The sequence below is a fragment of the Allocatelliglobosispora scoriae genome (genome assembly GCF_014204945.1).
Classification (GTDB): Bacteria; Actinomycetota; Actinomycetes; order Mycobacteriales; family Micromonosporaceae; genus Allocatelliglobosispora; species Allocatelliglobosispora scoriae.
In genome coordinates, this window is sequence record NZ_JACHMN010000003.1 from 1515556 (window position 1) to 1528036 (window position 12481).

The window sequence follows — 12481 nt, forward strand, 5'->3', positions numbered from 1 at the left end:
GATCGTGCACGAACCCGGAAACAGTCCCCTCACCCCCACCCGGAGGGGACTGTTTCCCGGAAACAGCGCGATCAAGCACCGGGGATGCGCGCGATAGGACCAACTCTTGAAGAGTTGGGGCGTGGGGTGCGGCGCGGTGGGGCGCGGCGCGGTGGGGCGCGGAATGGGACCAACTCTTGAAGAGTTGCGGCGTGGGGTGGGGTGGGGTGCTTGAGGGAGGGCGCTGCACCCAGCCCTCCCTCAAGGGGTGCGTCAGTGCGGGCGGCGGCCCGGGCTGGGGGAGCTCTCCCGCGCCGCGGCGTCCAGCGCCGTCACGTGGTAGGTGACCGCGTCCGTGCCGTCCGGGTCGGTCCACGTACCGTCCCGGCCACCGGGCAGGACCGCGACCAGGTTCCGCCCGTCGGTGAAGTCCCGCCCGGAGTCGCTGAAGCGGTAGACGGCGTAGAGCCGGGGCACCCCGTGGGCCGTCGCGTGGAAGTTCAGCTGAACCCCGTCGGCGGTCAGCCGCGCGGACGTGATCACCGGGTGGTGCGGGCGCGGACCACCGGCGAGCCGCGGCAGCAGCGGCGGCAGCGCCGGGTGCGGGTAATGATCGGCGACGACGGTGCTGATCGAGGTGATCCGGTCGGCCCGTACGTCGTTGGCGTTGTACCAGATATCCCCGCCGATCTGCGGATATCCCCGGTTGAGGGTGAGGTGCCGGGACAACTCCGCGGGGTCGAACCACGGCGCGGGCTGGCCGGTCAGAGCGACCTTGTAACCGGCCTGCCCGATCCAGAGCTGCACGTCGGTGCCGTCGGCGACACCGGCCCACCACGGTGCGAGCGCCGCGTAGTCGGCGACGGCGAGACCGATGTGCCAGTAGAGCTGCGGGGCGATGTAGTCCAGCAGCCCGTCGCGTACCCATCGACGGGTGTCTGCATGGTTGGCGTCGAAGCTCTGCGTGCCGGCGGTGGCCGAGCCGAGCGGGTCGCTCGCGGCGTTGCGCCAGATGCCGAACGGGCTGACACCCCACGCGACCTCGGGCTTCGCGGCCCGGACCCGGGCCTGCATCTCGGTGACGAGCAGGTCGATGTTGTGGCGGCGCCACGCGGCCCGGTCGGTCCATCCTTCGCCGTGCGCGGCGAAGGCCGCGTCGTCGTTGAAGACCTGAGTTCCCACCGGGTACGGGTAGAAGTAGTCGTCGAAGTGCACACCGTCGAGGTCGTAACGGCTGACCGCGTCCATGATCGCGTCCTGGACGAAGGCGCGGACCTCGGGCAGCCCGGGGTTGTAGTAGAGCTTCCCGGCATAGGGCACTATCCACTCCGGATGGATCCGCCCCGGGTGCGACGGCACCAGCTTCGCCGGATCGGCCTGCATCGAGACCCGGTAGGGGTTGAACCAGCCGTGGAAGGCGAGCCCCCGCTCGTGCGCGGCGGAGATCATGAAGGCGAGCGGGTCGTAGCCGGGGTCCTGCCCCTGCACCCCGGTGAGGTACTGCGACCAGGGCTCGAACGGCGACGGCCAGAAGGCGTCGGCGGTCGGCCGGATCTGCACGAAGACGGCGTTGAGCTTGCGGGACTGGGCGACGTCGAGCCAGGCGAGGTACTCGGCCATCTGGGTCTCGGGGCTGAGCCCGGTCGTCGACGGCCAGTTGATGTTGACGACGGACGCGATCCACATGCCGCGCATCTGCCGCAGCGGCAGCCTCGGCAGGGGGTCGGCCGCGTGGGCGGAGCCGGACAGGAGCGGCAGCCCGACCGAGGCGCCGAGGAAGGCGGCACCGGTGGCGCGCAGCAGCGCGCGTCGGGAGGTGGCTGTGCTGGACAAGGTGGGACCTCCTGGGATCAACCCTTGACCGCGCCGGCGGTGAGCCCTCGGGCGAGGTGCCGCTGCACGATCGCGAAGAAGACGGCGACCGGGATGGCGATGAGCGTCGCCCCGGCCATGAGCGGACCGAACTCGGTGCCCTCGGTGCCGACGAAGTGCGTCAGCCAGAGCGGCAGCGTGTACTTGTCGGGGCTGCTGATCAGGAAGTAGGTCAGCAGGTACTCGTTCCAGGCCAGGATCATCGTGTAGATCGAGGTGGCGACGAGCCCCGGGAAGATCAGCGGCAGCGTGATCCGCCGGAAGGCCTGCATCCGGCTGCAGCCGTCGATCAGCGCGGCCTCCTCCAGCTCCCTCGGCACCCCGGCGACGAAGCCGCGCAGGGTCCAGATCGCAAACGGCAGCGCGAAGGCGAGGTAGGAGACGACCAGGCCGGGCAGGGTGTCGGCGAGCTGCAGGTCGCCGAGGGTGAGGAAGATCGGGATCACGATCGCGACGTGCGGGATCATCTGCACGACCATGACGACCACCAGGAAGGTACGCCGACCCGCGAACGGGAACCGCGCCACGGCGAGTGCCGCGAGGAACGCCACGACCATCGCGAGCGCCACCGCGCACGCGCTGACGATGACGCTGTTCCGTGCCGCCTGCCAGAAGATCGGGTCGTCGAGGACCCGGGAGAAGTTGGCGAGGGTCGGATGCAGCGGGACCATCTGCGGCACCGCGGCGAACATGTCCCGGCCGGGTTTGACCGCCGTCGTCGCCATCCAGTAGACGGGGAACGCCCAGACGATGACGACGAGGATCCCGACGACGCTGTAGAGGGAGCGCTTCACTCCACGTCTCCCATCCGGACGATCTGGCGCAGGTAGAAGACCATGACCACGATGAGCAGCGCGATCGTCACGACGGCGACGGAGGAGGCGTAGCCGTACTCGTGCCCGGCGTAGGCCTGCATGTAGGCGTAGATCGTCAGGGTCTGGTAGTCGGTCTCGGGGGAGCTGTTGCGCAGGATCCAGATCTGGTTGAAGACCTGGAAGTCCCAGATCACCGACAGTGAGGTGACGACGACGAGGATGGGCCGCAGCAGCGGCATCGTGATCCGGGTCAGCACCTGCCGCCCCGACGCGCCGTCGATCCGGGCCGCCTCGATCAGCTCGGCGGGCACCTGCGTGAGCCCGGCGTAGGTGGTGATGGCGATGAAGGGGACGGCACCCCACACGACGACGACCGTGGCGACGCCGAGGCCCTCGACGCTGTTGACATACCAGTTGTGCTGGCCGGTGCCGAGGAGGTGGTTGAGGACGCCGAAGTTCTGCTGGGTCATCCAGCCGAAGATCTGGGTCGAGACGAAGCTCGGCACCGCCCAGGCGAGCACGAGGACGAAGGTCATCGCGCGGCGTACCGAGGTGTGGACCCGCTCCATCAGCAGCGCGATGCCGACCCCGGCGAGCATCGAGGCGGCGACCATCACGGCGGTGAGCAGCAGCGTCCGCCACAGGACCGTCCAGAACTGCCCGTCGGAGAGGATGCGGGAGTAATTCTCCAGCCCGACGAAGGGCGGCGGCGAATCGCTGAAGATCTGCTCGACGCCCCACCGCTGGAAGGAGAGCACCACGACGCGGGCCAGCGGGTAGCCGAGCACGGCGATGAGCACGATCACCGACGGCGCGATGAGCAGGAAGGGCAGTCGCTTGTCGCGGCGCTGCATGCTGCCTCCGGGGGTGTGGGAGGGTGGCCGGGGCGGTGGGGTGGTGCCCGCCCCGGCCGGTGAGGCTACGCGGTGACGCGCTATGCCGCGTTGAGCGCCGCCTCGATGGCCGTGTCCGCGGTGGCGGTGGCCTGCTCGACGGTGGCCTTGCCGGTCGCGATGTCGACGAGCATGGTCAGCACGAGCTTCGTCTTCTCCACCTGCGCCCAGTTCTTGGCCGGGGGCAGGGTGAAGGTGTCCTTGAGTGCTTCGGCGTACCCCTTCATCTGCGGGTCGCTCGGCACCACCTTGAGCGTGTTGGAGAGGAAGCCGCCGTCGACGAACTGCTGCTGGCGGGCGCTGGACGTGTACTCCTTGATCCAGGCCGCACCCCACTCGGCGTGCTTGCTCTTCGCCGGGACGGCGACGACGGAGCCGCCCATGAAGGTCGGCAGGAAGCCGTCGGGCTTGGTCGGGCTGGGCAGGCGGAAGGAGAGCACCTTGTCCTTGAGGGCGGCGTCACCGTCCTTGCCGAAGACCTTCTTCATCTGGCCGCTGGTGTCGTAGAACATGGCGGCCTTGCCCGCGACCATGGTGCTGAAGGCGGTGAGGTCGTTGATGGTCCGGTCGCCGTGGTAGCCGGCGTCCATCAGCGCCTTCCAGTTCTTCAGGCCCGCAATCGATTCCGGGGTGGAGAAACCGGCGTCCCACTTGCCGTCCGAGCCCTGCTTGGCGATGTAGCCGCCCGCGTCGATGATGAAGGGCATCGCCGAATACTGGTGCTGGCCGGGCAGGAAGAACGCGGAGAAGGTGGGGTCGGCCTTGTGCTTCTCGGAGAGCTTGCCGACGGCATCGGTGAGCTGCGCCCAGGTGGCGGGCGGCGTGGTGATGCCGGCGTCGGCGAGGATGTCCGTCCGGTAGATCACCGCGCGGTCGCCGCCGTAGTAGGGGACTCCGTAGAGCTTGCCGTTCAGCGTGGCGGCGTCGGTGAGCGACTTCACCCAGGCGTCGGAGTTGTCGAAGGTGGACTTCTTGCCGGACAGGTCGGCGAAGGCACCGGCGGCCATGTATTGCGCCATCTCGGTGGTGCCCATCTCGATCACGTCGGGCACCGTGCCGGCCTGCGCCGACGCGTCGAACTTCGCGAGGTGGTCGGTCCAGGCCTGGTAGGCGACCGTCACCTTCACATCGGGGTAGGCCTTGTTGAAGGCGGCCGTGGTCTCTTCCACGGACTTGGGCCAGAGGGTCTGTGCTTCGACCTGGAGCCAGACGGTCAGGTCGCCCTTGGCGGCACCCGAGTCGTCTGCTTCCGAGCCGCAACCGCTGGCGGCGAGCAACACGCAACCGATCAGCGCCGCCGAGGCGATGAGCCTGGTCTTCATGCCGTCCTCCCTGAGAGGTGTGGGGGGTTCGGCGTACGATGGCAGAAATTTCCTAAGCAGTCAATCGCTGTGAAGGAAAGTGTCATCGACACGCAACGTTGGAGGCCCCGTTGTTGCGGACAGCCACCCTCTCCCGACAGGATGTTGCGATGACCGACGCTCACCTCGTGGCCAGGGTTCGTGCTGTGCTGCCCTCGCTGACACCGTCAGCGCAGACGATCGCGCGCCTCATTCTCGACGATCCGGCGACCGTCGCCAATAGCACCATCACCGAACTGAGCGCCGCCTCCGGGACCAGCGAAGCCACGATCGTCCGGGCGGCTCGCGCGCTCGGCTTCTCCGGCTACACCCCGCTGCGGCTCGCGCTCGCCGCCGCCGCTGCCCGCGAGACACCGGACCGCCTGGTCCCGGGCGATCTCGGCCCGGACGATCCGCTCACCGACGTCATCGCCAAGGTGACCCGGGCCGAGGTCGAGGCCCTCTCCGACACCGCCGCCCAGCTCGACCCCGAGCTTCTCGGCCAGGTCGTCGACGCGGTCGTCGCCGCCCGGCGCATCGACGTCATCGGCGTCGCCGCCTCCGGTCTCGTCGCCGAGGACATGGTGCAGAAGCTCAACCGGATCGGCCTGATGGGCCGGTCCTTCTCCGACGCGCACCTCGCCCTGACCAGCGCCGCGCTGGCGCAGCCCGCCGACGTCGTCTTCGGCATCAGCTGCACCGGCGAGACCGCCGACGTGGTCGAGCCGCTGCGGCTCGCCGGTGCCGGTGGTGCGGTGACGGTGGCGATCACCAACAACCCGCGTTCCACGCTCGCCGAGGTGGCGACATACACGCTCGTCTCGGCGGGGCGGGAGACGGCGTTCCGGCCGGGGGCCCTCGCCAGCCGGATCAGCCAGCTCCTCGTCGTCGACTGCATCTTCGTCGGGGTCGCCCAGCGGACCTTCGCCACCTCGGCCGAGGCGCTGAAGGTCACCCGGGCCGCCGTGGAGAACTTCATGGCCGAGGCCCGCCCGCGCAATGGCCGCCGGTGACGATCTTGCGCGTTGCGACGATCGTGCGGGAATCAGCTCAGCACTCGATCGAGACCGGCACGTCGCCGGTGCCGTGGCTGTCGCCGCCGCCGGTCACCACGAACGTGACGGAGTAGCTGCCGTTGCCGAACGGGTCCGGTGAGGTGAGCCCGACGACATCGGAGCTGTTCGGGTCGATCGTCACCGTCTTCTCGGCGACCGACGAGCCGTCCACCCGCATCTGCACCGTGAACTGCTGTGCCGAGCCGTTGTTGAGGGCGGTCACGCGGACCGAGCCGCTGATCGTGGGCGATCCGCAGTCGCCGGCCGAGGCCGACGCCGAGCCGACGGTGAAGCCCGCCTGGCACGCCGACGGCCCGTTCCAGCTCTTGCTGGAGCCGACGGTGTTGGGCGCCGTCGACGAGACCTGCGCGGTCCCGTCGGCGGTGCCGACGCCGGTGCCGACGGTCACGGTCCTGGACTGGGCGCCGCCCGCGCCGAAGGAGACCGAGCTCGTGCTGGTCTCGCCGTTGATGACGGTCTGCAGCGACACCGTGACGGGCCCGGCGGAGACGCTCACCGTGGCGCTGACGGTCGCGGTGCAGTTGGGCACGCCGCCGATCGAGACCGCGGTGGTGACGCCGGTGACCTGCGGTTCGATCGTCGCCACCGAGAGGCTCGCCGGAGCCGAGAGGTTGCCCGCGCCGTCGCTCGCCCGCACCTGGTAGGCGTAGGTGGTGCCGGGAGCGAGGCCGGTGTCGGTGTAGGCGCCGGTGTCCACGGCGAGCAGCCGGGCGCCGTTGCGGTAGACCCAGTAGCCGGTCACGCCGACGTTGTCGACCGACCCGTTCCAGGCGAGCTTGATCGTCGTCGTGGTCCGGTCGGTGGCGCGCAGGGCGCCGGGAACGCTCGGCGCGGCGGTGTCGGGCGCGGTGAGCGTCGCCGAGGTGACCTGGGCGCTCGGGTCGGAGACGTTGCCCGCCGCGTCGACCGCCCGCACGGAGTAGGTGTGCGTGGTGCCGGGCGCCAGGCCGTTGTCGGTGAAGCGGGTCCCGGTCACGTTCCCGACCTGGGAACCGTCCCGCCGCACCTGGTACCGGGCCACCCCGATGTCATCGGTGGCGGCGGTCCAGTTCAGCACGATCGACGTCGTGGACCGGCCCGTCACGCGTACGCGGGTGGGCGGCGTCGGCTTCGCCGTGTCGGGTACGGCGAGAGTCGTCCCCGCCACCGCCGCGCTCGGCACCGACGCGTTCCCCGCGGCGTCCACGGCGATGACGGTGTAGGTGTACGCGGTCTTCACGGCGAGCCCGGTGTCCGCGTAGTCCGCCGTCGGTGTCGCGCCGACCTGGACACCGTTGCGCTGAACCCGGTAGCCGGTGACGGCCACGTCGTCGATCGCGGGGGTCCACACCAGGGTGATCACGTTGGTGGTGCGGCCGGAGACGACGAGGCTCACCGGCTGCTGGGGCGCGGTGGTGTCGGGGGCGCTCGGCGAGGGAGCGGCTGATGGCGTACCGGCCGCAGGGGTTGGCGCCGACGCGGCCGAGTGGGGCGCGCGGACCTGGGCGAACGCGGCGCCGGCCAGACCGAGCGCGACGACGGCCGCGACGATCACCCAGACGAGGCGGCGGCGGCTGCGGCGCGGCGGTGCCGGTCTGGCGACCTTGACCCGCTGGGACTTCGTGCGGGGCGTCTCGGCGCTGATCATGCCGAGCACGTTGCTGAGCTGCTCACGGGTGTTGGCGAGGCTGGGCCGGTGGCCGGGGTCGCGGGAGAGCAGGCCGTCGATGACCGGGGCGAGCGGGCCGCGGTGCCGAGTCGTGCCGCTCCCGCCCGGTGCCGTGCCCTCGACGGCGAAGTAGAGCGTCGCGCCGAGGCTGTAGAGGTCGGCGGCGGGCCCGCCGGTGCCGGTGGTGAGCCGTTCCGGCGCCGAGTAACCGGCCGTGCCGCCGGCGGTGCCGATCGCTGCGAGCGTGCCGTCGGCGGACGGAGCCACGGCCGGGAAGTCGGTGAGCAGGGCGCCGCTGAACTCCGGCACGAGCACATTGGACGGTTTGATGGCACCGTGCACGATCCCGGCCTGGTGGGCGGCGATGAGCGCCTCGACGAGCTGGATGCCGAGCCGGGCCGCCCGCGCGGGCTCCCAGGGCCCGTCCGCCGCGACATCGGCCGCGAGCGAGCGGCCGGTGACGCGCTGCAGCACGATCCAGAGCCGGTCGTGCTCCTCGACGACATCGTGGACGGCGACGATGTTGGGGTGCGTGAGCCGGCCGGTGTATCGGGGCTCGAGCCGGGCCTCCTGCAGCAGTGCGGTCCGCTGCTCCTCGGTGGCGCCGTTGGGGAACCGCAGCTCACGGATGGCGACGGGGATGTCGAGCGTCTCGTCGCGTGCGTCCCAGACGACGCCCGAGTTGCCCGAGCCGATCGGCTCGATGAGCCGGTAGCGCGCGGTCAGCAGCGCTCCGGCCAGCGGATTCACCACGGGGCGCTCCTGAGGTCATGGGTGGTGCACACGTCGCCACAGTGGACCACATCGTCCGATGTCGCGGAAGGACGGCCGGTGGCCGCTGTCGCGGTCCACCGGCCGGCCGTGCTACGGAGTGTAAGGGGCGTCGGTGTGGGACTGCTCCTTGAGGATTGTCCCGTCGGTGGCGTAGATCGCGGTCCGCTTGATGCTCACGCCCGCAGCCGGGCCGTCGGCGGGCCGGGTCAGGTAGACGAGGGTCAGCTTCTTGTCCGCGACGGTCACCGACTCGATCGGGTCGCGGTCGCCGAGCGCGAAGTGGACCACGCACTGCGCCCGGTCGGCGCCCTTGGTGCAGAGCATCACCGACCAGGTCCGGCCGGTCGTGTCGACGATGCTGTTCATGATCGTGCCGACGGTGACGTTGCCGATCTCCCCGCCCAGGTCACCGGTGGTGCAAGGCTGCTGCACGACGAGGTTGAGACCGTCCTCACCGGAGAAGATCCCCTCGGTCAGGGGCGCGCCGTCCTTACCGAAGGCGTAGTAGGGGTCGATGAGCCCGCGGACGATCGAGCCCTTGATCTCGGCGCAGGTCGGCGCCGCGGCGAGCGGCTTCGCCGGGCTCGGCGACGGGCTGAGCTGGGTGCTGACCGTGGGAGACGAGCTGTCCGGGCTGTCCTTCGGGCAGCCCGCGAGCAGGCTGACGAGGGCGACCGCGGCCGTGAGCTGGAGCGCGGTACTGGGGCGGTACGGCATGTCCGGGGGTCCTTTGCGGCGCGGGTGGTGTGGAGATCACTGCACCCTAGAGCCGCGAGGAGCCGCGCCCGCGAGCCGAGTCGCCTGCCCGACACCGATCAGGGCTGACCGGCTGAGGGGGTGGCCGCCGTGCCGGCTTGACCGCCGGCACGGCGGTTGGTTCACACCTCGGGGGTACGCCTACCGCCGGCGCCGCCGACCGTGCCGGGTCCCGGCGCGGACCGGCACGATCCCGGCCGGACCGCGCACCGGCACGCTGCCGGGGCTCTCCTCGTGCTGGCGGCCGACCGTGATCGTGGCGGCCGTGCCCGCCCGGGCAGTGCCCACGGGGTTCGCCGCCTGTGCCGTGAGCCCGGGCGCTCCCGGCAGCCGGAACACGTTGGCGGACAACTCGGCCTGTGGTATGTCGGTGTTGAGCGCGATCAGCTGCGCCAACGTCTGGTGCGAGTCGATCCCGAAGGTCTGCTTCACATAATCCTGCAGCGGGTCGTTGAGGTAGAAGAACCGGTCCCCGTCGCGGGCGGCGGCGAACTGCCGCTGCCAGATCGCGAGCTGCAGCTCACCCATCTCGGTGCCGGGGACGTGCTTCTCGGCGACCATGCCGGTGAAGGCGTCGACGTTGGCGACGAGCCCGTAGACGGCCCGCAGCCGCGCCGCGAGCGTGGTCCGCCGGACCACCCGGGTGGCGTTGTCGGCCTCCACCGTGGTCGGGTTGCCGTCGATGTCGAAGAGCTGCACGATGTCGAGGCTGTTCGGGTCGTCGATCTCGTGCCCGGGGGTGAGCAGGGGGTCGGCGGTGAAGGTCTCCCGCCCCTCGCCGGTGATCGCGGTGAAGGAGCCCTTCGACGGCAGGCCGTAGGCGTTGCGCAGCTCGTTGTAGCCGGGCAGGCCGTGGTCGCGGCCCCGCTGCACGTCGATCGCGCCGAGGTCGACGACGCCGCGGAAGCACTGCGGCAGGGTCGGCCCGTCCAGGCAGCCGGGGTTGCCCGCGACCGGGATCTGGAAGAGCACGCTGCGGAGCTGGTTGTCGATCATCTCGTCGTTGCGGTACTCCGACTCGCCGCCGATCCCCTGGAGCACCGGGCCGAGCTGGATCTGGTTGACCAGGTCGGGGTTGAAGAACGCGGCGTTGAGCGGCACCGCGATCTCCACGTCGTCCCCGTCGACCGCGACCTCGACACCCTGGGCTTCCAGCGCGGCGAGGGTGGCCGGGGAGTAGCGGTCGGCGTCGGCCTCGAACTCCATCTCGCCGTGGATCTGGCTGTGCGCGCGGTAGCCGACCGCGGCGAACTCCTGCGACACCGACGGGTCCCGGGTCTCGTCATATCCCTGGTAGGGCGGCAGCGTCACCCCCATCGCGGGCAGGAACTCGGTGTAGGTGATGTGCTGCTGCTCGGCGATGACCACCGCCCGGGCGATCTGGAACCTGTCCTGCTGCGACATGGTCGCCGGGAGCAGGGACACGATCCGGTTGTGCTCGCGGGCGAAGAGCGTCTGGGTGGCGGTGAGCGCGATGTTCTCGTTGGCGCGCACGTCACCGGCGACGACGGCTCGGTGGGGTGTGCCGATCAGCCTGCCGTCCACCGACATCACGGGCGCGGCGGCCGGGTTGCCCCGGCTGTCGCGGCGGGGCAGGTAGCCGCCCGGCAGGAAGAGGGTGGCGCTGTTGTTGGTGGGATCGCCGTCCTGGGAGCCGTCGCGCAGCCAGTCCAGCCGGGCGTCGGACCCGCCGTAGACGGCCCAGGCGTCGATGAACGAGCTGATCGTGTTGAGCTGCTGCCGGGGGTTGGCGACCCCGGTGCCGGGAGCGGGGACGGATCGGGTGAACGGCACCACGCCCAGGTCGTTGGCGAAGGTCTCCATCGGGTCGGCGGCGTTGAAGGGGATATCGGCGGCGGTCCCGGCCTCCTGTCGCAGGCCCAGGGTGTGGTCGAGGAACTGCCCCCAGACGTTGCCCCACTGGGTGACCCCGCGCTCGGAGAAGACGTTGACGTTGCCGTCATTGAAGATCCGGTTGGAGACGTACCGGGGATTGGGCCCGGCCACCATCGCGCTGCGGCCGTCGGCATAGCGGGCGGTCGAGACCCGGGAGTAGGGGCTGCCCGAGGTGCCGAGCGCGGGGTTGGCGAGGTTGTTGCCCGCCCCGGTCAGGGTCTCCGCCTCCCACGTGCCCAGGATCGGCAGGCTCGGCATGCCGAAGACCTGCAGCTCCCAGAGCGAGTAGCCGTAGGCGGTGTGCCGGGCGGTGCCGTAGATCCGCAGATAGCGGCCGGTGCCGCTGACCGTCAGAGACTGCGTGCCGCCGGTGCCGCTCGTCGTCGAATAGGCGGTGGTCCAGGCCGTCCCGGTGTCGGAGAGCTGCACCTGGAACGCGGTGGCGTAGGACGCCTGCCAGATCAGCAGCACCTGGCAGATCCGCTGCGACGAGCCGAGGTCCACCTGGAGCCACTGCGGATCGGCGAAGGCGCTGGACCACCGGGTCGCGGTGTTGCCGTCGACCGCGGCCGACGCCGGGGTGCCGCCGTTCTCGGTGGAGGAGGCGGTCACCGGCCGGTTCAGCGCGGCGTTGGCCGTGCCGCACCGGGCCCGGACGAACGAGCCCCGGACCTGGAACTCCCACAGCGAGAAGCCGTAGGCGGTCTGCCGGGCGGTCCCGTAGAACCGCACGTAGCGACCGGTGCCGGCGACCGCGACGGTCTGCGTGCCGCCGGTGCCGGTGCTCGTCGAGTAGACGGTCGTCCACGTCGTCGCGTTGTCGGAGACCTGGAGCTGGAACGCGGTGGCGTAGGCGGTCTGCCAGGCCAGCGTGACCTGGCTGATCGAGGCCGGGGCGCCGAGGTCGACCCGCAGCCACTGCGGATCGCTGAAGGCGCTGGACCAGCGGGTGGTGCCGTTGCCGTCGACCGCCGCCGACGCCGGGGTGGCGGCGCTCTCGGTGGACGACGCGGTGGCCGGCCTGCCCTGTGACAGCAGGGCGGGCGCGGCCTGGGCGGGTGCTGCGGTTGCGGACATGATCGAGCCGATGAGCAGCGCGATCATCGCCGCTGCGGTGATGCGACGGGCCGGCCTGGGACGGGGCGCGGCGGAACGGAGGACGGTTGGCATGACACATCTCCCTGCTCGGGACGGTCGGAGCACGTCCACCGGGCAGGTGGCGCGGGCTCCGTGCAGAGAGCGCTCTCGGGGAGAAGATTCGTCCCCGAGGGGCCGCGCTGTCAATACCCGTCGATATCCCCAGCTCCTGACCGCGTTCGGGCGGCTTTTCCGCACCAACTCTTGAAGAGTCGGTGCTGATGGGGGGCGAACCTGGGGGAGGATCTCTTCAGCGGGGATGTCCGGGTGGGGTCGGTGGCTCCGACGTCTCCGG

General features: G+C 70.7%; 8 protein-coding genes. 1 reads left to right on the plus strand and 7 read right to left on the minus strand.

Features of this window, described 5'->3' with window-relative positions:
* Window positions 1-252 precede the first annotated feature (252 nt).
* The 4 genes from F4553_RS33285 to F4553_RS33300 form a co-directional block, all read right to left on the minus strand.
* A complete protein-coding gene (locus F4553_RS33285; protein WP_246467549.1) occupies window positions 253-1812 on the minus strand; it encodes a glycoside hydrolase family 10-like protein in 1560 nt (519 codons plus the stop codon).
* A 17-nt stretch (window positions 1813-1829) separates the two neighbouring features.
* The gene (locus F4553_RS33290) at window positions 1830-2645 is read right to left on the minus strand and encodes a carbohydrate ABC transporter permease (RefSeq protein WP_312875479.1); all 816 of its coding nucleotides are present in this window, start codon (window positions 2643-2645) and stop codon (window positions 1830-1832) included.
* On the minus strand, window positions 2642-3520 hold the full coding sequence (locus F4553_RS33295) for a carbohydrate ABC transporter permease (protein ID WP_184844307.1): 879 nt from the start codon (window positions 3518-3520) through the stop codon (window positions 2642-2644). The genes F4553_RS33290 and F4553_RS33295 overlap by 4 nt, the downstream gene beginning before the upstream one ends.
* An 80-nt stretch (window positions 3521-3600) precedes the next feature.
* Window positions 3601-4881: an extracellular solute-binding protein gene (locus tag F4553_RS33300; RefSeq protein WP_184844310.1), complete on the minus strand. Its 1281-nt coding sequence runs from the start codon at window positions 4879-4881 to the stop codon at window positions 3601-3603.
* Between the two features lie 149 nt (window positions 4882-5030).
* On the opposite strand from F4553_RS33300, the gene F4553_RS33305 reads away from it, so the two are divergent.
* Entirely contained in the window at window positions 5031-5912 is an 882-nt protein-coding gene (locus tag F4553_RS33305; RefSeq protein WP_184844313.1) for a MurR/RpiR family transcriptional regulator, read from the plus strand.
* A 37-nt stretch (window positions 5913-5949) separates the two neighbouring features.
* Here F4553_RS33305 and F4553_RS33310 read toward each other — a convergent pair whose 3' ends face one another.
* The 3 genes from F4553_RS33310 to F4553_RS33320 all read right to left on the minus strand — a co-directional run bounded on the left by F4553_RS33310 (window position 5950) and on the right by F4553_RS33320 (window position 12219).
* A complete protein-coding gene (locus tag F4553_RS33310; RefSeq protein ID WP_184844316.1) occupies window positions 5950-8376 on the minus strand; it encodes a protein kinase domain-containing protein in 2427 nt (808 codons plus the stop codon).
* Window positions 8377-8487: 111 nt separating this feature from the next.
* A complete protein-coding gene (locus F4553_RS33315) occupies window positions 8488-9114 on the minus strand; it encodes a hypothetical protein (RefSeq protein ID WP_184844319.1) in 627 nt (208 codons plus the stop codon).
* Window positions 9115-9294: 180 nt separating this feature from the next.
* Window positions 9295-12219, minus strand: coding sequence for a peroxidase family protein (locus F4553_RS33320; RefSeq protein WP_184844321.1), 2925 nt, complete (start codon window positions 12217-12219; stop codon window positions 9295-9297).
* Between the last annotated feature and the right edge of the window lie 262 nt (window positions 12220-12481).